A 26,371-nucleotide genomic window follows, 5' to 3' on the forward strand; every position below is an offset into this window, starting at 1 on the left:
GATCGTCATGGATGAACTGATTCGCAGCGCCGCTCTCGACTATCACCGCTACCCGCAACCCGGCAAGATTTCGGTCACCCCGACCAAAGTCCTGTCGAACCAGCGCGACCTGTCGCTGGCGTATTCCCCCGGTGTCGCCGCAGCGTGCGATGCGATCGTCGAGGATCCGGGCGAAGCGGCGAACCTGACGGCGCGCAGTAACCTCATCGGCGTCGTCACCAATGGCACTGCAGTGCTCGGTCTCGGCAACATCGGTCCGCTCGCCGCGAAGCCGGTCATGGAAGGCAAGGGCGTGCTGTTCAAGAAGTTCGCAGGCATCGACGTGTTCGACCTCGAGATCGCCGAGAACGACCCGGACAAGCTGATCGACATGATCGCCGCGCTCGAGCCGACTTTCGGCGGCATCAACCTCGAGGACATCAAGGCGCCGGAGTGCTTCTACATCGAGTCGAAGCTGCGCGAGCGCATGAAGATCCCGGTGTTCCACGACGACCAGCACGGCACCGCGATCGTCGTCGGCGCCGCGGTGCTCAACGGCCTGCATCTGCTCGGCAAGGACCTGAAGAAGGTCAAGCTCGTGACCTCGGGTGCCGGCGCGGCGGCGCTCGCGTGCCTGCGACTGCTCGAGAAGCTCGGCATCCCGGTCGAGAACATATGGGTCACCGACATCGAAGGCGTGGTCTACGAGGGTCGCACGACGCTGATGGACCCGATCAAGGCGCGCTACGCGAAGCCGACGTCGGCGCGCACGCTGTCCGAAGTCATCGAAGGCGCCGACGTGCTGCTCGGGCTGTCGGCGGGCGGCGTCGTCAAGCGCGAGATGGTCGCGAAAATGGCCGCGAAACCGCTGATTCTCGCACTCGCGAACCCGACGCCGGAGATCCTCCCCGAAGAAGTGAAGGCGGTGCGCGACGACGCGATCATCGCGACCGGCCGTTCGGACTATCCGAACCAGGTCAACAACGTGCTGTGCTTTCCGTTCATTTTCCGCGGCGCGCTCGACGTCGGCGCGACGACGATCACCGACGAGATGCAGCTCGCCGCGGTCCACGCGATCGCCGAGCTCGCGCGCGCCGAGCAGAGCGACATCGTCGCGGCGGCGTATGGCGAGAAAGTGTCCGGCTTCGGGCCGGAGTACATCATCCCGCGGCCGTTCGACCCGCGCCTGATCGTCAAGATCGCTCCGGCCGTCGCGATCGCCGGCATGGCGTCGGGCGTCGCGACGCGACCGATCGGCGACTGGGACGCGTACCGCAGCCAGCTCAACAACTTCGTCTGGCACTCCGGCATGATCATGAAGCCGGTGTTCGCCGCTGCACGCGGCACGGCCCAGCGCATCATCTTCGCCGAAGGCGAATCCGAGCGCGTGCTGCGCGCCGTGCAGACGGTCGTCGACGAAGGCCTCGCGAGCCCGATCCTCATCGGCCGTCCGGACGTCGTGACGACGAACATCGAGCGCTTCGGGCTGCGCATCCGCGCGGAGCAGGACTTCGAGCTGGTGAACCCCGATTCCGATCCGCGCTTCAAGGAGCTGTGGACCGATTTCCACCAGATTATGGAACGGCGCGGCGTGTCGGTCGATTACGCGAAGAAGGAAGTGCGCCGGCGCACGACGCTGATCGGCTCGCTGCTGCTCAAGCACGGCTACGGCGACGGCCTGATCTGCGGCACGTACGGGATGCATGCGCTGCACCTGAAGTTCATCGAGAGCGTCATCGGCCGCAAGCCGGGCGTGAAAAACTGCTACGCGCTGAACGTCGTCAACGTGCCCGGGCGCACCGTGTTCCTCGCCGATACCTATGTCAATTACGACCCGTCGCCGGAACAGATCGTCGAGATGACGCTGCTCGCCGCCGAGGAGATGTCGCGCTTCGGCCTGACGCCGAAAGTCGCGCTGCTGTCGCATTCGTCGTTCGGCTCGGCCGATTCGCCGACCGCCGAGAAAATGCGCACGGCGCTGCGCCTCATGCACGAGCGCCATCCGGACATCGAGGTCGAAGGCGAAATGCATGGCGACGCGGCGCTCGACGCCGAACTGCGGCTGCGCATCTTCCCGAATTCGCGCATGCGCGAGCCGGCCAACCTCTTGATCTTCCCCACGCTCGATGCCGCCAACATCGCGTTCAACCTGCTCAAGACGGCCGCGGGCGAAGGCATGACGATCGGGCCGATCCTGCTCGGCGCGGCCAAGCCCGTGCATATCCTGACGCCGTCGGCGACGGTGCGCCGCATCGTCAACATGACCGCCCTGACGGCAGTCGAGGCGGCGCAGGGCCAGTCCTGAACCTGCCGGCAGCGTGATCGCATGCGTGCGTGCGTGCGTGCGTCGTGGCCGCAGCCGCCCGCACGCCGTGGCATCATTTCCCCGCCAGGTTCGATCGACGCGGGAGGCGCATGACGGAAGGGAAGGCGGCGCTGGTATTGACGGGGGGCGGCGCGCGCGCAGCCTACCAGGTCGGCGTGCTCGCCGCGATCCGCAAGATCCGGGGACGGCAGCCGGGAAACCCGTTCCCGATCCTGTGCGGCACGTCGGCCGGCGGCATCAACGCCGCGGCGCTCGCGGTGTTTTCGTCCGACTTCAATGCCGGCGTGCGCAAGCTGACGTGGATCTGGCGCAATTTTCACGTCGACCAGGTGTATCGGGCTGACGCCGCAGCGCTGATGGGCACCGGCTTGCGCTGGGGCGGCGCGCTGATGTTCGGCTGGGCGGTACGCCAGACGCCGCGCTCGCTGCTCGACAACAGCCCGTTGCGCGCGCTGCTCGAGCGCGTGCTCGACTTCTCGGCGATCCGCCGCGCGATCGACGCAGGCCACCTTCATGCCGTCAGCGTCGCCGCATCGGGTTATTCGTCCGGCGAGAACCTCGCATTTTTCGAAGCGGCCCCGGAAGTGCTGCCATGGCGCCGCGCCCAGCGCGTCGGCATGCCGACGCACCTCGGCATCGAGCACCTGCTCGCGTCGAGCGCGATTCCGTTCGTGTTTCCGGCAGTCAAGATCAATCGCGAATATTTCGGTGACGGCTCGATGCGCCAGCTCGCGCCGATCAGCCCGGCGATCCACATGGGAGCCGAGCGCATTCTCGTGATCGGTTCGGGCCGGCTCGCCGAAGAGGGGCGTCAGCGCACCGAAGACTATCCGCCGCTCGCGCAGATCGCCGGCCACGCGCTGTCGAGCATTTTCCTCGACGGGCTCGCCGTCGACCTCGAGCGCATGGAGCGCATCAACGCGACGCTCAACGCCTTCACCGCTGCCGAGCGCGACGCGGCAGGTCTCGCGTTGCGGCCGATCGAAACCTTGGTGATTTCGCCGTCGAAACGGCTCGACGCGATCGCCGGCCGTCATCGCGGCACGCTGCCGCTGGCACTGCGAACGCTGCTGCGCGGCGTCGGCGCGATGCGTCGCGAAGGTTCGACGCTGCTGTCCTACCTGCTGTTCGAGCCCGCTTTCACGCGCGCGCTGATGGATATGGGGTTCCAGGACACTCTCGCGCGGCGGGACGAGGTCGCCGCTTTTCTGCGGCTGTGAACTTTTTTTCGGGCAGTTGTGTAAGCGCCAACCCATCCCGTCGTGTTGATGTAACAATGTATCTGAGGTTTTTTGAATCCACTTCAAAAAAACTTGATATCTGCTTAATTTGATTAAAAATAAAAGTGCCATCCCGCGCACTTCCCGGCTCGCCTACCATGACTTTTCGCCACCTTGTCGTTGCCCTGCTGAGTCTTGCCCTGCTGCAGACCGGAGGGATAGAACCCGCTGCCGCCGCGACCGGACAGGAGCGGGCCCGGACGGCCAAATCGACCGCGACCAAAAAGGCGCCGGTCCGCTACACGATACGCAAAAAAACTGCCAAGGCGACGATGGTGCGCAAGGGCACGGTGCGCAAGGCCACGGTGCGCAAACCGGTGCTGCGCAAAGTGTCTGCTCGTCGCTCGCTGGCGGCCCCGATCGCGCCGATGGCTCCGGTCGAGGTCCGGCCCGAAGTCGACCGGCTGGGTAACCCACAGCTGCGCTCCGCGGCTTTCGTCGTCGTCAACCAGACGACCGGCGAAGTGATCCTCGAGAAGAAGAGCGACTCGGTGCTGCCGATCGCATCGATCACGAAGCTGATGACCGCGATGGTGGTTCTCGACGGCGGGCAGAGCCTGTCCGAAGAGATCGTCATCACCGCGGACGACCTCGACACGATCAAGGGGACGGGGTCGCGGCTCGCGCTCGGCACCCGGCTCACGCGCGAGCAGCTGCTGCACCTGGCGCTGATGTCGTCGGAAAATCGCGCCGCTTCGGCGCTCGGCCGCAGTTACCCCGGCGGCATCGCTGCGTTCGTCCAGGCGATGAACGTCAAGGCCCGCCTGGTCGGGCTCGGCGACACGCATTTCAGCGACAGCACCGGCCTCGATCCGGCGAATGTCTCGAGTCCGCGCGATCTCGTCCGCATGGTCGCCGCGGCGTCCACGTATCCGCTGATCCGCCGCTTTTCGACAAGCAGCGAAGACCATGTCGAGATCCGCGGGCGGATGCATCGCTTCGGCAACACCAACTCGCTCGTCCGCAGTCCCGAATGGGATATCGACGTGTCGAAGACCGGCTACATCCGCGAGGCGGGGCGCTGCCTCGTGATGCAGGCCCGGCTGCTCGACCAGCCGGTGATCATCGTGCTGATGGATTCGGACGGGCGCTACACGCGCACCGCTGATGCCGTGCGGATCAAGAAGTGGCTCGAGGCGGTGGGTGCCCAGCGCGTCGCAAGCATCGTCCCGGGCGGTAACGGCTAGGCGCTGCTCGGCCTTCGTCAGTGGGCGGGGCGATTCGGGACGTAACCGAGCGCCCGGGAGATTTCGTCGGCGGCTTCGCGCACGAGGGGCGCGCGGTCGGGATTGAAGCGTTCCGATGGAGTCGACAGCGACAGGCCGGCGATCAGTTCGCCGGAATCGTCGCGAATCCCGGCAGCGATGCAGCGCACGCCGTTTTCGACTTCGTCGAGGTCGAACGCGATGCCGTGCCGGCGCACCTTGTCGAGTTCCTTTTCCAGCGTGGCGGCGTCGGTGATGGAGCCAGGGGTCGAGGCCGGCAGGCCGGTGCGGCGCGCATATTCGCGCACGCGCTCCAGGCCGTCCTCGACGAGGAAGAGCTTGCCGGTGGCGGTGGTGTGCAGCGGAGCGCGCGCGCCGACGATATGCACGACGCGCACGGCCGAGCGGCCGCTCGACGTGCGGTCGACATAGACGATCTCGTCGCCATCGCGAATGCCCAGGTTGATGCTCTCGCCGGTCGCCGCGTGGAGCTTGAGCATCGCCGGCATCGCCGTCTCGCGCAGCGAAATGCGCGACTTCACGAGGCTCCCCAGTTCCAGCAGGCGGATGCCGAGCCGGTAGGTGCCGCCTTCGCCGCGCTCGACGAAACCGCTTTGCGACATCGCGCCGAGGATGCGGTGCGCGGTCGAGGGATGAAGGCCCGTCTCCTGCGCGATCTGCTTCAGCGGCGCGGGATCGGGGTGATGGGCAAGGACGTCGAGCAGCTTCATCATGCGCTCGACGACCTGGATCGGATTCTTGGTTTCGGGGGGAGATGTCACGCGGGTCACTGCGGGTTTTCCTTAACTTGTACAGTTTACTCGGGCGTCGTAATTTCGCCTAGTGAAATGAAATGGCGGTTGTCGGAATGACGAAAGAGAAAATGCGCGTCGGCCTGTTCGTCACATGCCTGGTGGATCTGATGCGTCCGCGCATCGGTTTCGCCGCGCTGCGGCTGCTCGAAGCGGCAGGCTGCGACGTCGTCGTGCCCGCCGCCCAGACGTGCTGCGGACAACCCGCCTTCAACTCCGGCGACACCCGCGTCGCGCGCGCGCTGGCGCTGAAGCTGATCGTCGAATTCGAAGGCCTAGACTACGTGGTCGTGCCGTCGGGGTCGTGCGCCGGCATGATCCGCGTGCATTACCCGCAGCTGTTCGACGACGATCCGGCCGCCGCGGCGCGCGCCCGGGCGCTGGCGGCGCGCACCTTCGAACTGACGGATTTCCTCGTCTCCGTGCTCGGTGTCGCCGAAGTGCCGGGCGACTTCGAAGGCACGGTGACTTACCACGACAGTTGCTCGGGGCTGCGCGAACTGGGCGTGAAGGCGCAGCCGCGCGCGCTGCTCGCGCACATGCCCGGCGTCGAGCTGAAGGAGATGGCCGCGAGCGAGGAGTGCTGCGGCTTCGGCGGCATGTTCTCGGTGAAGTTCGGCGACATTTCGACGCGCATCGTCGATCGCAAGTGCGACAACATCCGGGCGACGGGAGCGGACGCGGTCGTGCTCGGGGATCTGGGCTGCATGCTGAACATCGAAGGCCGGCTGCGTCGCCGCGGCGACGAGCGCACGCGCGTGCTGCATGTCGCCGAGGTGCTGGCCGGGGAAGACTGATGCGCTCGCAGGCGATGTTCTTCAAGGCGCGGGCTGGCGACAAGCTCGCGGACCGCCAGCTGCAGGCGAACCTCGGCAAGGCCAAGAGCCGCTTCGTCGAGGGGCGGGCGCAGGCCGTGGCCGACTACGATGCCGCTCCCGGCGCCGACTTCGAGGCGCTGCGGGATGCCGCCAGCGCGATCCGCGACCGCGTGCTGGCCAACCTCGACGTCTGGCTCGAGACGTTCGAGGACAAGGCACGCGCCCGCGGCGCGGAAGTGTTGTATGCGCGGGACGGGGCGGAGATCTGCCGGCTCGTCGTGGACATCGCGCGCCGCCACGGCGTGACGAAAGCCGCGAAGTCGAAATCGATGCTGTCGGAAGAGGCCGGTCTCAACGCGGCGCTCGCTGCCGCCGGGATCGAGCCGGTCGAGACCGACCTCGGTGAATACATCCTGCAGATCAACGACAACGAGCCGCCTTCGCACATCATTGCGCCGGTCTTCCACAAGTCGAAGGAGGAAGTCGCTGAGCTTTTCGCCCGCACCCACCACACGCCGAAAAAGGACGACATCGCCGGCATGGCGCGCGAGGCGCGCGAAGTCCTGCGCGAGCATTTCCTCAGCGCCGAAATGGGCATCAGCGGCGCGAACTTCCTCATCGCCGAGACCGGTTCGGCCGCGCTCGTGACGAACGAGGGCAATGGCCGCATGGTCACGACGCTGCCGAAAGTGCATGTCGTGGTGACCGGGATCGAGAAGCTCGTCCCGACGCTCGAGGACTTCTCGACGCTGATGCGGCTGTTGCCGCGCTCGGCGACCGGCCAGCGCATCTCGAACTACGTGTCGGTGCTGACCGGAGTGAAAGGCGAGGACGATCTCGACGGCCCCGAGCACCTCTACGTCATTCTCGTCGACAACGGCCGCGCGAGCCTCGTCGGCACTGAATTCGAGCCGATGCTGCGCTGCATCCGCTGTGGCGCGTGCATGAACCACTGCCCGGTGTATCAGAGCGTCGGCGGGCACGCGTACGGCTGGGTCTATCCGGGACCGATGGGCTCGGTGCTGACGCCGCTCTATACCGGCATCGACAACGCGCTCGACCTGCCGCACGCCTCGACGCTGTGCAACCAGTGCGGCGTCGTCTGCCCGGTGAAGATTCCGCTGCCGGAACTGCTGCGCAAGCTGCGCGAGAAGCAGGTCGAGCTGAAGCTGCGCCCGTGGCGCGAACGGCTCGCGCTGCGGCTGTGGGGCTGGATCGCGAGCCGCCCGGCGCTGTACGGATTCGCGGCGCGCATCGCGGTGCGCTACCTGAACCGGCGCGCCGGCGGCACGGACCGCATCGGCGCGCTGCGCGCCGCGCCGGACTGGACGGCAGGGCGCGATCTGGCCGCGCCGGAAGGGCGGACGTTCCGCGAACTGTATGCCGAGCGGATCCGACACGAGGCGAGGAGGAAGCGATGAAGCGCAGCGCGCTGCTCGAACCTGGCGCGGCCGGCGTGCACTTGCGCCGCCTGCGGTCTTTTGCGGATGCCACCGGCGCAGGCGAAGAATGAACGCGCGTGACGACATCCTCGGGCGCATCCGTGCCGCGCTGGGTCGCAGCGAGCCCAACCGGGAAGCGGCGCGGGCCGAAGTCGAAGCGGCCCTGGAGCTGCGGACTGCCGGGCCGCGTCCGTTGTTCGACGCCGATCTCGCCGCCCGCTTCCGTCGCGAGGCGGAGCGCATGTCGAGCACGATCGACGAGGTCGCAGCGCTCGCCGACGTGCCGGCTGCGGTTGCCCGGTATCTCGACGCCCGCGCGCTCGGCCGTCGCGGAGTCGTGTGGCCTGCGCTTGCCGGGCTGGACTGGGCGGCAGCGGGCCTGGCGCTGGAGCCGCGCGCCGCCGGCGACGCGGATCTGCTCGGCATCACCGGCTGCTTCTGCGCGATCGCCGAGACCGGCACGCTGATGACCTGTTCCGGCCCGCGTACCCCCGCGACGACGAGCCTGCTGCCCGAGACACATGTCGCGGTGGTGCCGATGTCGCGCATCGTCCCGGCGATGGAAGAGGCGTGGGCGCTCGCGCGCAGCGAAATCGGCGAACTGCCGCGCGCGGTGAATTTCATTTCCGGCCCGTCGCGCACCGGTGACATCGAAATGACGATCGTGCTCGGCGCGCACGGGCCATACCGCGTGCATCTGGTCCTCGTGCACGGCGAGTAGCGGCTATTGCGGCGGAAACACGGCGCCTGACCGCCTATAATCGGGCGCTTCCGATTTTTTGACGATGGCAAGGTCTGAATGAATCCTTCGATGCTCGAAATGGTCGGCACCGGCTTGTTCGCGGTGGCGGTCGCCCACACGTTCCTGACCAAGTACTTCGAGCATCTCGCTCACCTCCAGCCCAATCACGCCGGCATCTGGCACCTGCTCGGCGAAGTGGAAGTCGTGTTCGGCTTCTGGGCGTTCGTGCTGCTCATTTTCATGGCCGTGACCAGCGGTGCGAGCGCCCCGACGACCTATCTCGAAGGGCTCAACTACACCGAACCGGCGTTCGTGTTCATCATCATGGTGGTTGCCGCGAGCCGGCCGATTCTCGAGCTGTGCAAGATCGGCGCGCGTGCGCTGGCCCGCTACATTCCACTCCATGACAGCGTCGCGTTCTACTTCGTGTGCCTGTCTGCGCTGCCGCTGCTCGGCTCGTTCATCACCGAGCCGGCCGCGATGACGCTGGCCGCGCTGATGCTGCGCGACAACTTCTACGCCAAAGGGATCTCGCACCGGCTCAAGTACGTCACGCTCGGCGCGCTGTTCGTGAACGTGTCGATCGGCGGCACGCTGACGCATTTTGCCGCGCCGCCGGTGCTGATGGTGGCCGCGAAGTGGAACTGGGACTTGTGGTACATGCTCGGCCATTTCGGCTGGAAAGCGGCGCTCGCCGTGTTCGTCAACGCCGGCATCGCGACTTTCCTGTTCACACGGGAACTGAAGGCGCTGAAGGTCGACGCGCGGAGCAAGGACCGCACCGTGCCCTGGCCGCTGATCATCGCGCACGTCGCGTTTCTCGCCGGCATCGTCTATTTCGCCCATCACCCGATCGTGTTCGTCGGCCTGTTCCTGCTGTTTCTCGGCGTGGCCGAAGGCTACCGGCACTATCACGACCGCCTGATGCTGCGCGAGGGCTTGCTGGTCGGCTTCTTCCTCGCCGGGCTGGTGACGCTCGGGGCGCTGCAGCAGTGGTGGCTGCAGGACATCCTTGCGGGCATGGACACGACCGCCCTTTATTTCGGCGCCACCGCGCTGACCGCGATCACCGACAACGCCGCGCTGACCTATCTCGGCTCGCTCGTCGAAGGCACCGACGAAGCGTTCCGCTATTCGCTCGTTGCCGGAGCGGTCACCGGAGGCGGCCTGACGGTGATCGCGAACGCACCGAACCCCGCGGGCTTCGCGATCCTGCGCGGCAATTTCGAGGACGAGGCGATCAACCCGCTGGGCCTGCTCGTCACGGCGCTGCCGCCGACTCTGGTGGCGGTGCTGGCATTCCAGCTGCTGTGATGGCGAATGATCCCGGCGTGAAACGTCTCGGCAACCGACAGCCGGGAAGGCGTCCACGCGCTGTCGCGGGGAGCGGGCAGCTGTCTTCGCCTCGCAGCCGCTGCGCCGGCTAGAGGCCCGTCGAAGGTCGGGGAGGATTAGTCGCATGAGCCTTGCCCTGATCGTGATGCTGCCTTTTGTCGGGGCGGTGCTGCCGGCGCTGCTCGGGCGCGCCGGCAGCACCGCCTCCGCGCTCGCGGCGTTCTCGGTGAGTCTGCTCGCTTTCGTGCTGCTGCTGTTGCACGCGCCTGCCGTGTTCGATGGCGGCGTCGTGCAGGCCGGGTGGGTGTGGCTTCCCGGGCTGGGCCTGAACGCGAACCTGTTGCTCGACGGGCTGGGTTTCCTCTTCGCCGTGCTGATCCTCGGCATCGGCCTGCTGATCATCGCCTACACCCGTTTCTATCTGCCGAAACGCGACTCGGGCAGCCGCTTCCATGCCTATCTCCTGCTCTTCCAGGGGGCGATGCTCGGCATCGTGCTGTCGGACAATGTCCTGCTGCTGCTGATCTTCTGGGAACTGACGAGCCTGTCGTCGTTCCTGCTGATCGGTTATTCGAGGCACCTGCCCGAGGCCCGGCAAGGGGCGCGGATGGCGCTTGCGGTGACCGCCGCCGGCGGCCTGGCGATGATCGCCGGCATGCTGATCCTCGGCGACATCGCCGGATCCTTCGATCTGACGGTGATCCTGCAGCAGCGCGACCAGATCCACGCGTCACCGCATTACCTGCCGGCGCTGCTGCTGATCCTCGGCGGCTGCTTCACGAAATCGGCGCAGTTCCCGTTCCATTTCTGGCTGCCGCATGCGATGGCCGCGCCGACGCCGGTATCGGCTTACCTGCATTCGGCGACGATGGTCAAAGCCGGCGTGTTCCTGCTGGCGCGGCTGTGGCCGGTGCTCTCCGGCACCGATATCTGGTTCTACGTGGTCGCGACGACCGGCCTCGCGACGATGCTGATGGGTGCCGTCGTCGCGCTGTTCAAGGACGAACTGAAGGCCTTGCTCGCGTTCTCGACGATCAGCCACCTTGGCCTGGTGGTGATGCTGTTCGGCTTCGGCACGCCGCTCGCGGCGGTCGCCGGCGTGTTCCACATCCTCAATCACGCGACTTTCAAGGCGGCGCTGTTCATGACCGCCGGCATCATCGACCACGAAGTCGGCTCGCGCGACATCCGCCAACTCGGCGGGCTCGCGGCGCTGATGCCGGTGACGGCGACGCTCGCGACGCTCGCTGCGGCGTCGATGGCCGGAGTGCCGCTGCTCAACGGCTTCCTGTCGAAGGAGATGATGCTCGACGCGGCCGCGCGGACGCAATGGGCGGGGCAGGGCTGGGTCGTGCCGCTCGTCGCGACGGTGGCGGCGATGTTTTCGGTCGCGTATTCGTTTCGCTACATCGTGCACGTGTTCTTCGCGCGACGGCAGGAGCGCCATGCCAAAAGCCTGAAAGACCCGTCCGCCGGATTGTGGCTGCCGCCGCTGGTGCTCGTCGCGATCGCCGTGCTGATCGGCCTGTTTCCCGCTGCGCTCGCGGGACCGCTGGTCGCGACGGCGGCAGCGGCAGTCGTCGGCGGCCCGCTGCCCGAGTACGAGCTTGCGCTGTGGCACGGCCCGACGCCTGCGCTCGCGATGTCGGTGGTGGCGCTGGTCGCCGGGCTTTTCCTGCTGTCGCGCCATGTGCGGCTGCGGGAAGCGTGGCAGGCACTGCCGCATCCGCAAGCCAAGCCGATGTTCGATGCGGCGATCGCCGGCAGCGTCGCCTTCTGCAGGCAGGTGACGGTGGACGTGCACAACGGGTCGCTGCGGCGTTACGTCGCGTTCCTCGTCGGCAGCGCGGTGTTCATCGGCAACGTCGGCTTCTTCAGCGGCAGCCACGCGGCGGGCGTGCGCGAGACGCTGGCCGCGCCCCGGTCGCGATCGTCGCGTGGCTGCTGCTCGCCGGCTGTTGCGCCGCCGTGCTCGTGCTCCAGCGCCAGCGGGTGCTCGCGCTGGTGACCGTCGGAGTGATCGGGCTCATCGTCGCTTTCGCCTTCCTCTACCTGTCGGCGCCGGATCTCGCGCTGACGCAGATCGCCGTCGAGGTCGTCACGGTGGTCCTGATGCTTCTTGCGCTGAACGTGCTGCCGAAGACGACTCCGGCCGAGAGCGGCCGCGTGCGCCGGCTGCGCGATGCGACCTTGGCCGGGCTCGCCGGGCTCGGCAGCGGCGGGGCAGCGTGGGCAGTGATGACGCGAGACGTCGAGACGCTGTCCGGCTATTACCTCGAGCGCGCGCTTCCCGACGGCGGCGGCGCGAACGTCGTCAATGTCATCCTCGTCGATTTCCGCGGCTTCGACACGTTCGGGGAAATCATCGTCCTCGGCATCGCCGCGCTGACGGTTTTCGCGTTGCTCGACGGTGCGCAGCGCCGCTTCGTCAGGACGGCCCGCCTGGAGGAAGCGTCCCCGCCCCGCGCGCGGGACCGCCGGCCGCTGATGCTGGCCGTCGTCGCGCGGATCATGCTGCCGCTCGCGCTGGTCGTCGCCGCCTACATTTTCCTGCGCGGTCACCACGCTCCGGGAGGCGGTTTTGTCGCCGGGCTGATCGTCGCGATTGCGCTGATCATGCAGTACATCGCCGGCGGGGCAGCGTGGGCGGAACAGCGGCTCGGGCCGGATCACCATTCTGTCATCGGTGCCGGCGTGCTCGTCGCGGCGGGGACCGGAGTCGCCGCCTGGATCGTCGGCCATCCGTTCCTGACGAGCGCTTTCGGCCATGTTGCAGTGCCGCTGCTCGGCGTCGTCGAATTCTCGAGCGCGATGGCTTTCGATGCCGGCGTGTTCCTGACCGTCGTCGGCGCCGTGATGCTGATACTGGCGACGTTCGGCCGTATCGACCGGCGCGACCAGCCGGCACCCGCTCACGCACTGCCGGCGCCCGGGCTTCCCGACGCGCCCAGGCAGGAGGGCTAGGATGGAGTTCCTCGTCGCAACCGCAATCGGCATGCTCACCGCGACCGGCGTCTATCTGCTGCTGCGCGCGCGCAGCTTCCCGGTCGTGCTCGGGCTCGCGCTGCTGTCCTATGCGGTCAACGTGTTTCTGTTCGCGGCCGGCCGCCTCGCCGTCGACCTGCCGCCGGTGATCCGGGCCGGCCGCGATTACACCGACCCGCTGCCGCAGGCGCTCGTGCTGACCGCGATCGTCATCTCGTTCGGCATGACCGCGGTGGTGGTCGTCATGGCGGCTCGCGCGTATGTCGAAAGCGGCAGCGACCGCGTCGACGACGAAGCGGGCGGCACCGGCGACGGAGGCGGGCGTTGATAACCCACGAAATCGTCCTCCCGATCGTGCTGCCGGCGGTCATCGCGGCGGTGATCGCGCTGACGATGCGTCGCGATATCGCGCTGGCGCGCACCGCTTCGCTCGCCTCGGCGGTCGCGCTGCTGCTGCTCGGCATCGCGCTCGTGAGCTTGGCGAGCGACGGCAGCGTCCGCACCTACGCCCTTGGCGGCTGGCCGGCGCCGTTCGGCATCGTGCTGGTGCTCGACCGCCTGTCGGCACTGATGCTGCTGCTCACTGCGGTGCTCGCCGTCGCGGTGCTGCTGTATGCGGTGAATGGCTGGGATACGCGCGGCAGGCATTTCCACGCACTGCTGCAGTTCCAGCTGATGGGGCTGAACGGCGCTTTTCTGACTGGCGATTTCTTCAACCTCTTCGTGTTCTTCGAAGTGCTGCTGATCGCATCCTACGGCCTGATGGCGCACGGTGGCGGTGCGCGAAGGGTGGCTGCCGGCGTCCGGTACGTGGTCGTCAATCTCGCGGCATCGGCGCTGTTCCTGTTCGCCGTCGGACTGCTGTATGCCGTCACCGGCACGCTGAACATGGCCGATCTCGCCGTCAAAGTCCCTGAGGTCGCAGCGGCCGACCAGGCCCTGCTGCGCAGCGGGGCGCTGCTGCTGCTGCTGGTCTTCGCAGTCAAGGGAGCGCTGGTGCCGCTGCACTTCTGGCTGCCGGATGCCTACGTGAATGCGCCGGCACCGGTCGCGGCGCTGTTTGCGGTCCTGACCAAGGTCGGTGCCTACGCGATCATCCGCCTGTTCACGCTCGCGTTCGGCGAAGGGGCGGGCGACGCGGCGTGGCTCGCCGCGCCGTGGCTGATGCCGGCGGCGATGCTGACGCTGCTGCTCGGGATGTTCGGGGTGCTCGCCGCGCGCCGGCTCGCGGCGATGGTCAGCTTCGCGGTGCTCGGTTCAATGGGTACGCTGCTGATCGCAGTCGCGCTGTTCACGCCGCCCGCGTTGTCGGCGGGACTTTACTATCTGCTGCACTCGACCCTTGCTGCCGGCGCGCTGTTCCTCGTCGCCGATCTCGTCGCGGAGCGCCGCGCCGGCCACGGCGACGCGCTCGTCGCGGCGCCGGTGTTCGCGCAGTCGGGTCTGCTGGGCGCGCTGTTCGTGCTCGGCGCGATCGCGATGGCGGGGCTGCCGCCAATGTCCGGTTTCATCGGCAAGCTGCTGATTCTCGACGCCGCGCGCGACGCCTTCAACCGCAACTGGATCTGGAGCCTGATGCTGTCGACGTCGCTGCTGGCGATCATCGGCTTCGCGCGCGGCGGCAGCTCGCTGTTCTGGAAAAGCGCATCGTTTCCCGGCCGGCTCGACGCGCGTCAGCCGATGCGCGCGGCGCTGACGATCACGGCCGCCGCGCTGCTGCTCGCCGCCAATGCCGCGCTGGTGGTGTTTGCCGGGCCGGTCACGCGTTACCTCGATGCGACTGCGGCACAGCTGTTTGCTCCGAGCGACTACATCGATGCGGTTCTCGGCGCTGAAGGAGGCAACGAATGACTGGCGACCCTTCCCGCCGCCCGCCTGCCGGCTGGCTGCCGCATCCGCGCCTCGCGCTGCTGCTCGCAGTGCTGTGGCTGCTGCTGCAGAACCGCTTCACCGTCGGCGGCCTGCTCGTCGGGCTCGTGCTCGGCGTCGTCATTGCGCACGCGACGCGCAGCTTCTGGCCGCAGCGCCCGCATGTCCGCGCCTGCGGCAAAGTCTTCGCGTATCTGCTGAGGGTGTTCCGCGATATCCTCGTCGCCAACCTCGCCGTTGCGCGATTGATTCTGTTCCGCCCGGCGGCGCGCCTCGAGCCGTGCTGGATCGTCGTGCCGCTCGATCTGGAATGGCCGGAAGCGATCGCGGTTTTTGCCGCCACGATCACGCTGACGCCCGGAACGGTGAGCTGCGACCTCTCCGCCGACCGCCGCACCCTGCTCGTGCATTGCCTCGATGCGCCGGATCCGGAGGCGATAGTGCGAATTCTGAAAGAACGCTACGAGGCGCCGCTGAAGGAGATATTCGAATGATCGGATACGCGCTCGCATTCGGTTTCGCCGCGATCTCGGTCGCGCTGCTGCTGAACCTGTGGCGGCTCGCGACGGGCCCGACAGTGATCGACCGGCTGCTCGCCGCGGACACGATCGTCACGAACCTCATCGCGCTGATCATCCTGTACGGGATCCGCCAGATGACGAGCACTTACTTCGAAGCGGCGTTGCTGTTCGCGATGTTCGGCGTCATCTCGACGATCACATACTGCCGTTTCATGCTGCGCGGGGACGTCCTCGAATGATCGAAACGCTGGGCGAACTGGTCGTCTCGCTGCTGATCGTCGCCGGCAGCGGCTTCACGCTGGTGGGATCGATCGGCCTCGTCAAGCTGCCCGACCTGATGACCCGCCTGCATGCCCCGACCAAGGCGACGACCGCCGGTGTCGGCGGCGTGCTGCTCGCATCGATGATCCATGTCGTCGTGCGCAGCGGCGAAGTGTCGGCGCATGAACTGCTCATCGCGCTGTTCCTTTTTCTGACCGCCCCGATCAGCGCGCATTTCCTTGCGAAAGCCTACCTTCACCTCCACGGTGATCGCGAGCGGAACTTTCCCCGGACGTGCAATGGGCGCGCGTGGACGGTGTTCGACGAAGCTGGCGAAGAATTGCCGCGCGAAGACAGACCGCAACCGCCGCCGCGCGTATGATTCGGCACCGGGCCCGCTCGGCCGACTTTTTCTGATTGCAGGTTGCCATGAAACGCTCCCCCTCCGCCGGAGATCCCGGCCGGCCCGCCGCCGAGACGGACGATACGACCACAACGCCTTCCCGCAGCGTCGCAGGCGACCAAGCCGCCCCCGGCGCCCGCAGGACGCTCGGCGTCAAGCCGGCGGCCGCCGATGCCGCGGCGAGTGACGCCGGCCCCGCCAGGAAAACCGGCCTGCGCACGCGCTTCCTGCCGTCAGCCGATCGCCGCGGCACGGGAAAGCCTCCCGAGCGCCAAGCCCTGGCCCCAGCGAAAGACGCCGAGCGCAAGCCGCGGCCGCCGCGCAAGAATTCCCCTCACCATCCCCCTTCGGTGGGCGGCGATGGTCCTGTTCGCAGGACCGCGAAGGCTCCCGCTGCCGGACGCATTTCGGACCGCCCGCGGTCCCGCCCTCCCGAGGCCGTCGCGCGTCCGCGCCCCGCCGCGCCGTCCGTTGCCGCGCCAGCGCAGACTAATGCGCCGGAAGGCGTGCGGCTGTCGAAAATCATGTCGGAGCGCGGCCTGTGTTCGCGTCGCGAGGCGGACGAGATCATCGAGCGCGGCTGGGTGTTCGTCGACGGGCAGCGGGTCAGCGAGCTGGGCATCCGCATCGACCCGAACGCCGAGATCACGCTCGCCGCGCAGGCGAAGCGCCGCCAGATGGAGCAGGTCACGATTCTGCTGCACAAGCCGGTCGGCTACGTGTCCGGGCAGCCCGAACCGGGCTTCGAGCCGGCGGTGTCGCTGATCGGGCCGGACAACCAGTTCGACCGCGCCGACGCGCAGCGCTTCCATCCTTCGCACCTGAAAGGGATCGCGCCCGCGGGACGGCTCGACATCGACTCGACCGGCCTGCTGGTGCTGACGCAGGACGGACGGATCGCGCGCCAGCTGATCGGCGACGATTCGAAAGTCGAGAAGGAATACCTCGTGAGGGTCGAAGGCAGACTGGACGAACGTGGCCTCGCGCTGCTCAACCACGGTCTCGAACTCGACGGCCGGACACTGCGTCCGACGAAAGTCGAGTGGCTCAACGAGGATCAGCTTCGCTTCGTGCTGCGCGAAGGCCGCAAGCGCCAGATCCGGCGGATGTGCGAACTGGTCGGACTGAAGGTCGTCGGCCTCAAGCGCGTGCGCATCGGGCGCGTCAAACTCGGCGACCTGCCGCTCGGGCAGTGGCGCTTTTTACGAGAAGACGAACGCTTCTGAACGCGGTTGCACGTCGTCGGCGAACCGGGTGCCGCGCGCTTTCGGCCGCCGCGGAGGCGGCACGCGCCGGCAGGGCAGGCTGGCCGGGTCGGTGACGCCGGATTGTTCGGTGAAAATGCCTTTCAGCGGGCAGTCGAAACCGGGCGGGCAGCCGTGCTCGCACGCACATTCCTGCTGGGTTTCGTCCAGCAGCACCAGTTCCCGTACCGCCTCGCAGCGGCCGACCGGCGAGTCGAAGAAACACATGACAACCTCCATGCTGTAGTTGCGCGAAGAGCGAATCCGTCGATTCACTGTAGTCGTCGTGGACGGCGGTCGCCGCAGCCGATCGCGGGAGTTTGATCTGACGCAATGAAACGGCGTCGGGGCAGGACGAAGGCGTCGCCTGCGCTTCACGCGTTCCGCGGTTGCTATTCGGCTCGCAGCGCTTCGACCGGATCGAGCCGCGCCGCCTTGCGCGCCGGCAGCACGCCGGCGAGCAGGCCGATCGCGATCGCGAGCACTTCGGCGACGACGACGAAATGCCATGGCGTGCTCACCGGCAGCGCCGGCACGAGCAGCCCGACGAGCTGCGCGAGCCCGGCGCCGGCGAGGAGGCCAAGCGCGCCGCCGATCGCGGCCAACGCGACCGCTTCGCCGAGGAACAGGCCGAGTATCGTCGCGCGCCGCGCGCCGAGCGCGACGAGCAGGCCGATCTCGTTCGTGCGCTCGCTGACCGCGATCGTCATGATCGTGACGATGCCGACGCCACCGACGGCAAGCGAAATGCCGCCGAGCGCACCGACCGCCGCGGTGAGAATGTCGAGGATGTTCGACAGCCGCGCGAGCATGTCTTCCTGTGTCGTCAGCGTCACGTCGTCCTGGCCGTGGCGCGCGGCCAGCAGCGCGCGGATCGCTTCGGCCACGGCTGCAGCCGGCGTCGTCTCCGCATAAGTGACGTCGATCTCCATCAGCCCTTCGCGGTTGTACAGCGCGAGCGCGCGTGCCGTCGGGATGTAGGCGGTGTCGTCGAGGTCGACGCCGAGAAACTGGCCTTTCTCCGCCATGACGCCGATGACGCGGTAGCGTTCGCCGCCGATGCGCAGCCGTTCGCCGAGCGCGTTCGCATTGCCGAACAGCTCGCGCTTGAGCTTCGCACCGAGCACGACGAACGCGCGGGCGCCGGCCGGGTCGTCCGGCGGCAGGAAGCGGCCGATGCCGACCCGCATCGAGAACAGCCGGTCCATGTCGGCGCCGACGCCGTAGATGCTGGTGCGCCGCACGCGCCCGGCCGCGGAGACCTCCGAGTTGCCGTGCACGATCGGTGTCATGCCGGTGACGAGCGGCAGGCGCGCGATCGCGGCGGCGTCGTCGAGCGTGAGTTCGCGCGTCGTGCTCGGCAGCCCGGGCGGGCCCCCGCGTGCGCCCTGCCGGCCCGGCGTGACCTGGATGATGTTGGTGCCGAACTGCGTGAATTCCTTGAGCACGAACTGGTGCAGGCCTTCGCCGATCGAGGTCAGCAGGATCACCGCGGCGATGCCGACGCCGATACCGAGCAGCGTCAGGAAGCTGCGCAGCCGGTGGGCGACGAGCGAGCGCAGCGCGAGCTGGAGGAAGTCGGCGAGGCTCATCGCTTCGCCAGCGCCTGCACCGCGTCGAGGCGCGCAGCGCGGCGCGCCGGCATGACGCCGAACAGCACGCCGGTCACGATCGCCGTGCCGAGCCCGGCGTACACGGCCCAGTCCGGCGGCCAGGCCGGCAGCACCGGGAATGCGAGCCGCAGCCCCCAGGCGCCGAGGTGCCCGAGCGCGAGGCCGGCGAGCGCGCCCGCGAGCGACAGCAGCGCCGCTTCGGCGAGGAAAGCGAAGCGGATGTTGCGTCCGGTCGCCCCCAGCGCTTTCAACAGGCCGATTTCCGCGGTGCGCTGCGTGACCGCGACGAGCATCACGTTCATCACGAGGATGCCTGCGACCGCCAAGCTGATCGCGGCGATGCCGGCGACCGCGAACGTCAGCGCGCCGAGGATGCGGTCGAAAGTGCCGAGCACCGCGTCCTGCGTGATCACGGTGATGTCGAGTTCGCCGTCGCGACGCGTGCGCATGATGTCTTCGACCTGGCGCTGGGCCGAGGCGAGCGCGTCGCGGCTGCGCGCTTCGACCATCACGCGGAACAGCGTGTTGGTGTTGAACATCGCCTGCGCGGTCGCGACCGGCACGACGACAAGCTCGTCGGTGTTCATGCCCAGGCCCTGGCCGGACTTCTCGAGCACGCCGATGACGCGCAGCCGCCGGTCGCCGACGCGGATCATGCGGCCGACCGCGGACTCTATGCCGAAGAGCTCGTCGCACAGCGTCGCACCGAGCACCGCGACCGACGACGCGCGTTCGAGATCCTCGCGCGGCAGGAAGTGCCCCAGCCCCATGCGGTAGCCGCGGATGTCGAGGTAGTCCGCGCTGGTGCCGAGCACGAGCACTTCGCGCAGCCGTCCGCCGTACGCGATTTCGGAATTGCCGAGCGTCAGCGGCGTGATGCGCTGCACGTCGGGTGCACGCAGCAGCGCCGCGGCGTCGCGCACCGTGAGGTCGCGCGGCGTGCTCGTGAACAGGCTGCCGAGACCGACGCCGCCGGTTTCCGAACGCCCGGGCAACACGATGATGAGGTTGCTGCCGAGCGCGGAGAACTCGTTGACGACGTAACGGCGCGCCCCGTCGCCAAGCGCCGTCAGCACGACGACCGCGGCGACGCCGATCGACATCGCGAGGATCATCAGCGCGGTGCGCAGCGGATAGCCGGTGGCCGCGCGCGTCGCGAAGCGCAGGGTGTCGGCGGGCGTCATTCAGGCGGGCGAAGCGGCGTCCGCACGCAGGTCGGCGACGAGCGCGCCGTCTTCCATCATCAGCCGGCGCCGCGCCCGCCCGCCCATCACGGGATCGTGCGTGACGACGATCAGCGTCACGCCCGACGCGTTCAGGCTCTCGAGCAGCGCGGTGACGTCCTGGCCGGTCGCGCGGTCGAGGTTGCCGGTCGGCTCGTCGGCGAGGATCATCGCCGGGCGCATGATCGTCGCGCGCGCGATGGCGACGCGCTGGCGCTGGCCGCCGGACAGTTCGTCGGGGCGATGATCGGCGCGCGTGTCGAGACCGAAGTTCTGCAGCGCTTCGGCGACGCGCGGGCCGCGCTCGGCGGACGGCACGCCGGCCAGCATCAGCGGCAGCGCGATGTTCTCGGCGGCGGTGAGGCGCGGCACGAGATGGAAGCTCTGGAACACGAAGCCGATGCGGTTGCGCCGGACTTCGGCCTGCTCGTCGGCAGTGAGCGTCGTCACGTCGCGCCCTTCGAGCCGGTAGGTGCCGCCATTCGGCCGGTCGAGCAGGCCGAGCAGGTTCAGCAACGTGGACTTGCCCGAACCCGACGGCCCCATCACCGCGACGTATTCGCCGGCCGCAATCGCGACCGTCACGGCGTGCAGCGCATGGACTTCGCTGTCGCCGAGCTTGAAGACGCGTTCGATGCCGGAGAGTTCGATCTGCGCCATGGCCGTTTCAGCGCGCCGCACGTGCGTCGTTTTCCGGCTCGACGCGCGCGCCGGGCTTGACGCCCTCGCGTTCGAGCGAGCTGACGATGCGATCCCCGGCGACGAGCCCGTCGAGCACTTCGGTGTAGTCCCAGTTCGCCACCCCGGGCTTGATCTCGCGCGCTTCGAGCGTGCCGTCCGATTCGCGATAACGCAGCACCTGGTTACCTTCCTGCAGCGTCGCGGTCGGGATGCGCAGCACGTTCTCGCGCACTTCGAGGACGATTTCTGCGTCGGCGCTGTAGCCGACGAGCAGGCCGCGCGCTTCGAGCGGCCGGACGAACTCGAGATCGACATCGACCGTGCGCGCCTGCTTCTCGACAGCGGTGATGTAAGGTGCGACGCGCTTGACCGTCGCGTCGAACACTTTTCCCGGCAGCGCGTCGAGGGTCACGCGGGCGCGCTGGCCGGGATGGATTTTCGGCGCGTCGATCTCGTCCATCGGCGCCTTGACGTACAGGCAGCTGTCGTCGATCAGGTCGATCGCCGGCGGCGTCGGCACGCCCGGCGGGGACGGCGTCGAATATTCGCCGAGCTCGCCGGTGATCTTCGCGACCGTGCCGGCGAACGGTGCGATCAGCACGGTGCGCTGCCGGTCGGTCGCAGTCGCGTCGATCTGCGCTTCGGCGGTGCGCGTGTCGGCGCGCGCGGTTTCGCAAGCGGCTCGGAGGGCCCGGGCTTCGGTGCGGGCCTGCTCCTCGCGCGACGCCGAGATGAAATTGCGCTGGAAGAGTTCGCTCTGGCGGGCCGCTTCGCGTTCGGCATTGTCGGCCTGCGTGCAGGCTTCCTGCACGCGGCGGCGCGCGGTCTCGAGCTGCGCACGGTTGACGGCGAGCCGGGCGTCCTGGTCGGCGTTCCACAGCCGCATCAGCACCTGCCCGGCTTCGACCCGGTCGCCTTCCTCGACGCCGAGGAAATCGATGCGCCCGCCGATGATCGTCGACAGCTTGGTGCGCTGGCACGCTTCGATTTCGCCGGCGCGCGTGTTCGACAGCGTCGCCTCGACGAGGCCATGCCGGACTTCGACGAGCCGCACCGCGACCGGTTTGGGGCGAGTGAACCACCAGACGACGGTGGCGACGAGCGCGAGGACGACGAGGGTGACGACAACCGCGCGCACGCGGCGAAGGAGGGGAGTCATCGGCTTTCAATCGGCATTTTTCGCCGATGATCCGCCGATGGCCGCAGCGGCGCAACCGCGATTCCGGCTGCCGCGGCCGGACCGGCGCGCGGTCGTGCCGAGCCGCTCGCGGACGGGCCGCTTATCCTTTGGTCTTGCTCCACGAATCCTTCAGCGTCACGGTGCGGTTGAAGACCGGCGCGCCGGCGGTCGAGTCGATCCGGTCGGCGACGAAGTAGCCGTGGCGCTCGAACTGGAAGTGCTCTTCCGGCCGGGCGTTCGCGAGCGCCGGTTCGAGCTGCGCGCGGATCGTCAGCTTCGACGTGTCGTTGAGGTCGTCGATGTAGCTGCGCTCGAAATCCTCCGGATCGCCTTCGCGCCGATTGCCGGGGTAGGGATGGGCGAACAACCGGTCGTAGAGCCGCACTTCGGCTTCGTACGCGTGCGCGACGGACACCCAGTGCAGGTTGCCCTTGACCTTGACGCTGTCGGCGCCCGGCGTGCCGGACTTCGTGTCGGGCAGATACTCGCACAGCACCGCGGTGACGTTGCCGTCGGCATCCTTCTCGCAGCCGGTGCATCTGACGACGTAGCCGTAACGCAGCCGCGCGAGGTTGCCGGGGGAGAGGCGGTGGAAGCCTTTGGCCGGCGTTTCCATGAAGTCCTCGCGCTCGATCCACAGTTCGCCGGAGAACGGCATCGACCGCTTGCCCAGCTCGGCTTTGAGCGGATGGTTTGGCGCTTCGCACTGCTCGCTGTGCCCTTCCGGGTAGTTCGTGATGACGAGCTTCAACGGATCGAGCACGGCGACGCGCCGCTCCGCGGCATCGTTCAGGTCCTCGCGCATGCATTCCTCGAGCACGCTGACGTCGATCCACGTATCCGACTTCGTCACGCCGATGCGCTCGGCGAAAAGACGGAAGCCCGCCGCCGTGAAGCCGCGCCGACGCGCGCCGACGAGCGTCGGCAGGCGCGGATCGTCCCAGCCATCGACATGGTGTTCATCGACGAGCTGGATCAGCTTGCGCTTCGAGAGCACGACGTAAGTCAGGTTGAGCCGCGCGAATTCGATCTGCTGCGGCAGCGGCCGCGGGAAAAAACCGCCCGTCGCGAGCGCGTCGAGCAGCCAGTCGTAGAACGGGCGCTGGTCCTCGAACTCGAGCGTGCACAGCGAATGCGTGATGCCTTCGATCGCGTCCTCGATCGGATGCGCGAACGTGTACATCGGGTAGATGCACCAGGCGTCGCCGGTGCGGTGGTGAGTCGCGCGGCGAATGCGGTAGATCGCCGGGTCGCGCAGGTTGAGGTTCGGCGAAGCCATGTCGACTTTCGCGCGCAGGATGTGCTGCCCGTCGCTGAACTCGCCGGCGCGCATGCGGCGGAAAAGCTCGAGGTTTTCCTCGACGCTGCGGCTGCGGTACGGGCTGTCGCGCCCGGCTTCGGTCAGCGTGCCGCGATACGCGCGCATCTCCTCGGCCGATAACGATTCGACATAGGCCCGGCCCGACGTGATCAAGTATTCGGCGCACGCGTACATGCGTTCGAAATAATCCGACGCGAAGTACAGGTGTTCGCCCCACTCGAAGCCGAGCCAACGCACCGCCTCGATGATCGAGTCGACGTATTCCTGCTCTTCCTTTTCGGGATTGGTGTCGTCGAAGCGCAGATGGCAGGCGCCGCCGTAGCTTTGCGCGAGGCCGAAGTTCAGGCAGATCGACTTCGCGTGGCCGTAGTGCAGGTAGCCGTTCGGTTCGGGCGGAAAGCGGGTTTCGACGCGGCCGCCCCATTTCCCGCTCCGGTTATCCTCGTCGATGAGGTTGCGGATGAAGTTGCTCGCAGGGGGCGCAATGGCGCCGGATTTCGGAGTGTCGGACACGGGGTGAAGCCTCGGAGAATGGGTGCAATGCCCGGAAGCCGGCGATTCTACCGCCGCCCCCGGTTGAAATCGAATCGTCGCGGCAGGGGGCAGAGCGTTGCGCCGGTCGCGTCCGGTAGAATGCCGGCGGTTTTGCATGCACAGGAATGTCATGACAGGTGAGCCGATCGAGCCGTTACCGATCTCCCGGACGTCCGTTCAGACGGGCGAAGACGCGATGCATGGCGGAAGCGCCCGATGACGTCGCCGGTGACGGTGTCGGCGTTTCTCGCGGTCGGCGCCGGCGCGGCGCTCGGTGCGTGGCTGCGCTGGGGGCTCGGACTGCTGCTGAACCCGATCTTCCTGACCATTCCGTTCGGCACGCTCGCGGCGAACCTGCTCGGCGGCTTGCTGATGGGCGCTTCGCTCGCGTGGATCCATGCCGTTCCCGCGATGTCGCCCGTGCTGAAGCTGCTGCTGACGACCGGTTTTCTTGGCGGACTGACGACCTTTTCGACGTTCTCCGCCGAAGGCCTGCATCTCGTCCAGCGCGGCGAATGGGGCTGGCTCGCGTTGCACACCGCGCTTCACGTCGCCGGGTCGCTGCTGATGGCGGGGGTCGGTTACGCGGCGTTCAATGCCTGGCGCGGCTGAACGCGAAACATCTACCGAACACCTACTTTCGCGTCGCGCTCGCCAGCCAGGCGCATGCGCCCAGGCCCGCCGCGCGACCCGTCGCAAAGCAGCCGGTCAGCAGGTAGCCGCCGGTCGGCGCCTCCCAGTCGAGCATCTCGCCGCAGCAGAAGACTCCCGGGAGCTTGCGGATCATCAGGCCTTCGTCGAGCTCCTCGAACACCACGCCGCCCGCGGTGCTGATCGCCTCGTCGAGCGGTCGAGGCGCAACCAGTTTGAGCGGCAGCGCATGGATCGCGGCGGCAAGCCGGGCGGGCGATGCGAACGCGTCCGGAGCCAGACACTCGCGCAGCAGCGCGGCCTTGACGCCGGTAATCCCCACCTTGCTTTGCAGGTGGCTCGACATCGATCGGGTGCCGCGTGGGCGTGAGAGTTCTTCGGTGAGCCGTTCGAGCGTGCGGTCCGGCGCGAGATCGATCGACAGTTCGACGGTGCCGTTCGCCGCGAGTGCGTCGCGCAGCGGCGCCGAAAGCGCGTAGATCAGGCTGCCTTCGAGGCCCGTCGCCGACACCATGCATTCGCCCGCACGCTGATGCGTCTCGCCGCGGGCGTCGGTGAAGGCGAGCGCGACGGATTTCAGCGGCTGGCCGGCGAAACGAGCGCGGAAATGCTCGCTCCAGCCCATGCCGATCGCATCACGACTGGAATGTTGCACGGCGACGTCGAAACCGCAGTTCGCGGCTTTCAGCGCCGCGACCGTGACGTTACGCTCGCAAAGCCACGGCACCCACGCGCCGTCCGAGCCGAGTCTCGCCCAGCTCGCGCCGCCGAGCGCGAGCACGACCGCGTCGGCGCTGACGACGCGCTCACCGGCAGGGGTCGCGAAGCGCAGGCCGCGCGTCGGCAAATCCTCGCCTGAGTGCCAGCCCAGCCAGCGGTGGCGCACGTGAAAGCGCACTCCGGCCTCGCGCAGCCGATGCAGCCATGCGCGCAGCAGCGGCGCCGCTTTCATTCCGACCGGAAACACCCGCCCGGAACTGCCGACGAACGTCTCGATGCCGAGCCCGTGCGCCCAATCGCGCAGCGCGGTCGCGCCGAACGCCGCGAGCAGGCGCTCGAATTCGGGCCGGCGTTCGCGGTAGCGCGAGGCGAAGGCGTCGGGCGCTTCCGAATGGGTGAGATTCAGGCCGCCGATGCCGGCGAGGAGAAACTTGCGCCCGAGCGAAGGCATCGCGTCGAAGACGTCGACGGCGTGACCGCGCGACGAAAGCATTTCGGCAGCCATCAGTCCTGCCGGCCCGCCGCCGATGACGGCGACGCTGCCTTTCCCGCTGCCGCTCATCGCGCGATCTCCCGCCACGCTGCGAGCTTTGCGGCATAGGGGACCGACGCATTCGCCGGGCTCGTCGATGGCAGCCGCCGAAGTTCGAATTCGAAGCGTCCTTCGAGTGCCGGCAGGACCTCGCGGCGGAAGCATTGTTCGGCCGTCGTGCCGTTGCAGAACACCCGGTCGATCGACGGGTGCAGGGCGAAGAAAGTCGCGAAATCATTGACCTCGATCGAGTCGTTCTCGATGTTCGAATCGAGGCTGCCGGACCGGCGGCAGGCGCCGAGCACGTCCCACAGCGCGTAGCCCGCCTTGGCCAGGCGACGCGTGCGCTGCGCATAAGGCAGCGCCGGATCGATGCCGAGCACTTCGCCGAGGATCGGCCAGAAGAGATTGCGGCGATGCGCGTAATACTCGACCGCCGCCAGCGAGGCGGCGCCCGGCATGCTGCCGAGGATCAGAGTGTGGGCGCCGGGAGCGGCGACCGGCGGAAAGCCTTCGAGTCGGGACATGGGGTGTGGGGAATCGGGGAGTCGGGGAGTGGGGGAGGGGGCGGGGCGGCACGCGAGGACATCGCGCAAGCGACGCAAGGTACCGAGCGATTCCGTTGGCGGCAAGCCATGCGGCACCGGCTCGGCAGCGGCAGGAGCGGGCCGGGCCGGATTTTCGCGGTTGTCTA

Annotated in this window: 25 protein-coding genes; 16 read left to right on the forward strand and 9 right to left on the reverse strand. The window is 68.0% G+C overall.

Translation table 11 applies throughout. The features are described 5' to 3' along the window. Positions 1–7: 7 nt before the first annotated feature. The 3 genes from PA01_10920 (at position 8) to PA01_10930 (ending at position 4,772) form a co-directional block, all read left to right on the forward strand. On the forward strand, positions 8–2,284 hold the full coding sequence (locus PA01_10920; protein ID KON82039.1) for an NADP-dependent malic enzyme: 2,277 nt from the start codon (positions 8–10) through the stop codon (positions 2,282–2,284). Between the two features lie 110 nt (positions 2,285–2,394). Then, entirely contained in the window at positions 2,395–3,525 is a 1,131-nt protein-coding gene (locus tag PA01_10925) for a patatin-like phospholipase family protein (GenBank protein KON82040.1), read from the forward strand. Between the two features lie 158 nt (positions 3,526–3,683). Continuing rightward, complete coding sequence (locus PA01_10930; protein KON82041.1) at positions 3,684–4,772, forward strand: serine hydrolase; 1,089 nt, start codon at positions 3,684–3,686, stop codon at positions 4,770–4,772. Positions 4,773–4,789: 17 nt separating this feature from the next. On the opposite strand, the gene PA01_10935 is transcribed toward PA01_10930, so the two are convergent. Continuing rightward, on the reverse strand, positions 4,790–5,524 hold the full coding sequence (locus PA01_10935; protein KON82042.2) for an IclR family transcriptional regulator: 735 nt from the start codon (positions 5,522–5,524) through the stop codon (positions 4,790–4,792). Positions 5,525–5,658: 134 nt separating this feature from the next. Here PA01_10935 and PA01_10940 point away from each other — a divergent pair, with 134 nt between their 5' ends. From PA01_10940 to PA01_18835, 12 genes are all read left to right on the forward strand, one after another. Beyond that, positions 5,659–6,399, forward strand: a complete 741-nt coding sequence (locus PA01_10940; GenBank protein ID KON82451.2) for a (Fe-S)-binding protein — start codon at positions 5,659–5,661, stop codon at positions 6,397–6,399. Then, complete coding sequence (locus tag PA01_10945) at positions 6,399–7,841, forward strand: LutB/LldF family L-lactate oxidation iron-sulfur protein (GenBank protein ID KON82043.1); 1,443 nt, start codon at positions 6,399–6,401, stop codon at positions 7,839–7,841. The genes PA01_10940 and PA01_10945 overlap by 1 nt, the downstream gene beginning before the upstream one ends. Positions 7,842–7,929: 88 nt before the next feature. Beyond that, positions 7,930–8,583, forward strand: coding sequence for a lactate utilization protein C (locus PA01_10950; protein KON82044.1), 654 nt, complete (start codon positions 7,930–7,932; stop codon positions 8,581–8,583). 78 nt (positions 8,584–8,661) lie between these two features. Continuing rightward, entirely contained in the window at positions 8,662–9,918 is a 1,257-nt protein-coding gene (locus PA01_10955) for a putative Na+/H+ antiporter (protein KON82045.1), read from the forward strand. Between the two features lie 145 nt (positions 9,919–10,063). Further along, positions 10,064–11,947: a hypothetical protein gene (locus PA01_10960; GenBank protein ID KAI5913102.1), complete on the forward strand. Its 1,884-nt coding sequence runs from the start codon at positions 10,064–10,066 to the stop codon at positions 11,945–11,947. Then, the gene (locus PA01_18830; protein ID KAI5913103.1) at positions 11,908–12,903 is read left to right on the forward strand and encodes a DUF4040 domain-containing protein; all 996 of its coding nucleotides are present in this window, start codon (positions 11,908–11,910) and stop codon (positions 12,901–12,903) included. Before PA01_10960 ends, PA01_18830 begins: the two co-directional genes overlap by 40 nt. A 1-nt stretch (position 12,904) precedes the next feature. Next, positions 12,905–13,252, forward strand: coding sequence for a Na+/H+ antiporter subunit C (locus tag PA01_10965; protein KON82046.1), 348 nt, complete (start codon positions 12,905–12,907; stop codon positions 13,250–13,252). Further along, complete coding sequence (locus tag PA01_10970; protein ID KON82452.2) at positions 13,249–14,775, forward strand: monovalent cation/H+ antiporter subunit D; 1,527 nt, start codon at positions 13,249–13,251, stop codon at positions 14,773–14,775. Before PA01_10965 ends, PA01_10970 begins: the two co-directional genes overlap by 4 nt. Beyond that, positions 14,772–15,287 (forward strand): Na+/H+ antiporter subunit E, encoded by a 516-nt coding sequence (locus PA01_10975; GenBank protein KON82047.1) that lies wholly within the window; start codon positions 14,772–14,774, stop codon positions 15,285–15,287. Before PA01_10970 ends, PA01_10975 begins: the two co-directional genes overlap by 4 nt. Continuing rightward, positions 15,284–15,553: a K+/H+ antiporter subunit F gene (locus tag PA01_10980; GenBank protein KON82048.1), complete on the forward strand. Its 270-nt coding sequence runs from the start codon at positions 15,284–15,286 to the stop codon at positions 15,551–15,553. Before PA01_10975 ends, PA01_10980 begins: the two co-directional genes overlap by 4 nt. Then, positions 15,550–15,957 (forward strand): Na+/H+ antiporter subunit G, encoded by a 408-nt coding sequence (locus tag PA01_10985; GenBank protein ID KON82049.1) that lies wholly within the window; start codon positions 15,550–15,552, stop codon positions 15,955–15,957. Before PA01_10980 ends, PA01_10985 begins: the two co-directional genes overlap by 4 nt. Before the next feature lie 47 nt (positions 15,958–16,004). After that, positions 16,005–17,204 (forward strand): rRNA pseudouridine synthase, encoded by a 1,200-nt coding sequence (locus PA01_18835; GenBank protein KON82453.2) that lies wholly within the window; start codon positions 16,005–16,007, stop codon positions 17,202–17,204. On the opposite strand, the gene PA01_10995 is transcribed toward PA01_18835, so the two are convergent. From PA01_10995 to PA01_11020, 6 genes are all read right to left on the reverse strand, one after another. Next, positions 17,181–17,450 (reverse strand): hypothetical protein, encoded by a 270-nt coding sequence (locus tag PA01_10995; GenBank protein KON82050.1) that lies wholly within the window; start codon positions 17,448–17,450, stop codon positions 17,181–17,183. The two genes, PA01_18835 and PA01_10995, sit on opposite strands and share 24 nt — an antisense overlap. A 164-nt stretch (positions 17,451–17,614) precedes the next feature. Beyond that, a complete protein-coding gene (locus tag PA01_11000) occupies positions 17,615–18,814 on the reverse strand; it encodes an ABC transporter permease (GenBank protein ID KON82051.1) in 1,200 nt (399 codons plus the stop codon). Beyond that, on the reverse strand, positions 18,811–20,019 hold the full coding sequence (locus tag PA01_11005) for an ABC transporter permease (GenBank protein ID KON82052.1): 1,209 nt from the start codon (positions 20,017–20,019) through the stop codon (positions 18,811–18,813). The genes PA01_11000 and PA01_11005 overlap by 4 nt, the downstream gene beginning before the upstream one ends. After that, complete coding sequence (locus PA01_11010; GenBank protein KON82053.1) at positions 20,020–20,718, reverse strand: ABC transporter ATP-binding protein; 699 nt, start codon at positions 20,716–20,718, stop codon at positions 20,020–20,022. A gap of 7 nt (positions 20,719–20,725) precedes the next feature. Next, positions 20,726–21,898 carry an efflux RND transporter periplasmic adaptor subunit gene (locus PA01_11015; protein ID KON82054.1) on the reverse strand — a complete coding sequence of 391 codons (1,173 nt, stop codon included), beginning with the start codon at positions 21,896–21,898 and terminating at the stop codon, positions 20,726–20,728. A 121-nt stretch (positions 21,899–22,019) separates the two neighbouring features. Next, positions 22,020–23,753, reverse strand: coding sequence for a glutamine--tRNA ligase/YqeY domain fusion protein (locus tag PA01_11020; GenBank protein ID KON82055.1), 1,734 nt, complete (start codon positions 23,751–23,753; stop codon positions 22,020–22,022). Between the two features lie 237 nt (positions 23,754–23,990). On the opposite strand from PA01_11020, the gene crcB reads away from it, so the two are divergent. Beyond that, on the forward strand, positions 23,991–24,386 hold the full coding sequence (gene crcB / locus PA01_11025; protein KON82454.2) for a fluoride efflux transporter CrcB: 396 nt from the start codon (positions 23,991–23,993) through the stop codon (positions 24,384–24,386). 22 nt (positions 24,387–24,408) lie between these two features. Here crcB and PA01_11030 read toward each other — a convergent pair whose 3' ends face one another. Both PA01_11030 and PA01_11035 read right to left on the reverse strand, forming a co-directional pair. Continuing rightward, positions 24,409–25,707 (reverse strand): TIGR03862 family flavoprotein, encoded by a 1,299-nt coding sequence (locus PA01_11030; GenBank protein ID KON82056.1) that lies wholly within the window; start codon positions 25,705–25,707, stop codon positions 24,409–24,411. Further along, positions 25,704–26,204: a DNA-deoxyinosine glycosylase gene (locus PA01_11035; protein ID KON82057.1), complete on the reverse strand. Its 501-nt coding sequence runs from the start codon at positions 26,202–26,204 to the stop codon at positions 25,704–25,706. The genes PA01_11030 and PA01_11035 overlap by 4 nt, the downstream gene beginning before the upstream one ends. Positions 26,205–26,371 lie beyond the last annotated feature (167 nt).

Source organism: Azoarcus sp. PA01, assembly GCA_001274695.2.
Lineage (GTDB): Bacteria > Pseudomonadota > Gammaproteobacteria > Burkholderiales > Rhodocyclaceae > Aromatoleum.

What these genes read in the sequence shown, in the direction of transcription:
- PA01_10935 (KON82042.2), bottom strand. Translation starts at nt 5,524, where the DNA reads ATGATGAAGCTGCTCGACGTCCTTGCCCATCACCCCGATCCCGCGCCG.
- PA01_10980 (KON82048.1), top strand. Translation starts at nt 15,284, where the DNA reads ATGATCGGATACGCGCTCGCATTCGGTTTCGCCGCGATCTCGGTCGCG.
- PA01_18835 (KON82453.2), top strand. Translation starts at nt 16,005, where the DNA reads ATGAAACGCTCCCCCTCCGCCGGAGATCCCGGCCGGCCCGCCGCCGAG.
- crcB (KON82454.2), top strand. Translation starts at nt 23,991, where the DNA reads ATGACGTCGCCGGTGACGGTGTCGGCGTTTCTCGCGGTCGGCGCCGGC.
- PA01_10940 (KON82451.2), top strand. Translation starts at nt 5,659, where the DNA reads ATGACGAAAGAGAAAATGCGCGTCGGCCTGTTCGTCACATGCCTGGTG.
- PA01_10965 (KON82046.1), top strand. Translation starts at nt 12,905, where the DNA reads ATGGAGTTCCTCGTCGCAACCGCAATCGGCATGCTCACCGCGACCGGC.
- PA01_11030 (KON82056.1), bottom strand. Translation starts at nt 25,707, where the DNA reads ATGAGCGGCAGCGGGAAAGGCAGCGTCGCCGTCATCGGCGGCGGGCCG.
- PA01_10945 (KON82043.1), top strand. Translation starts at nt 6,399, where the DNA reads ATGCGCTCGCAGGCGATGTTCTTCAAGGCGCGGGCTGGCGACAAGCTC.
- PA01_11000 (KON82051.1), bottom strand. Translation starts at nt 18,814, where the DNA reads ATGAGCCTCGCCGACTTCCTCCAGCTCGCGCTGCGCTCGCTCGTCGCC.
- PA01_11010 (KON82053.1), bottom strand. Translation starts at nt 20,718, where the DNA reads ATGGCGCAGATCGAACTCTCCGGCATCGAACGCGTCTTCAAGCTCGGC.
- PA01_11035 (KON82057.1), bottom strand. Translation starts at nt 26,204, where the DNA reads ATGTCCCGACTCGAAGGCTTTCCGCCGGTCGCCGCTCCCGGCGCCCAC.
- PA01_10930 (KON82041.1), top strand. Translation starts at nt 3,684, where the DNA reads ATGACTTTTCGCCACCTTGTCGTTGCCCTGCTGAGTCTTGCCCTGCTG.
- PA01_10925 (KON82040.1), top strand. Translation starts at nt 2,395, where the DNA reads ATGACGGAAGGGAAGGCGGCGCTGGTATTGACGGGGGGCGGCGCGCGC.
- PA01_11015 (KON82054.1), bottom strand. Translation starts at nt 21,898, where the DNA reads ATGACTCCCCTCCTTCGCCGCGTGCGCGCGGTTGTCGTCACCCTCGTC.
- PA01_10995 (KON82050.1), bottom strand. Translation starts at nt 17,450, where the DNA reads ATGTGTTTCTTCGACTCGCCGGTCGGCCGCTGCGAGGCGGTACGGGAA.
- PA01_10920 (KON82039.1), top strand. Translation starts at nt 8, where the DNA reads ATGGATGAACTGATTCGCAGCGCCGCTCTCGACTATCACCGCTACCCG.
- PA01_10950 (KON82044.1), top strand. Translation starts at nt 7,930, where the DNA reads ATGAACGCGCGTGACGACATCCTCGGGCGCATCCGTGCCGCGCTGGGT.
- PA01_10955 (KON82045.1), top strand. Translation starts at nt 8,662, where the DNA reads ATGAATCCTTCGATGCTCGAAATGGTCGGCACCGGCTTGTTCGCGGTG.
- PA01_11005 (KON82052.1), bottom strand. Translation starts at nt 20,019, where the DNA reads ATGACGCCCGCCGACACCCTGCGCTTCGCGACGCGCGCGGCCACCGGC.
- PA01_10985 (KON82049.1), top strand. Translation starts at nt 15,550, where the DNA reads ATGATCGAAACGCTGGGCGAACTGGTCGTCTCGCTGCTGATCGTCGCC.
- PA01_10960 (KAI5913102.1), top strand. Translation starts at nt 10,064, where the DNA reads ATGAGCCTTGCCCTGATCGTGATGCTGCCTTTTGTCGGGGCGGTGCTG.
- PA01_10975 (KON82047.1), top strand. Translation starts at nt 14,772, where the DNA reads ATGACTGGCGACCCTTCCCGCCGCCCGCCTGCCGGCTGGCTGCCGCAT.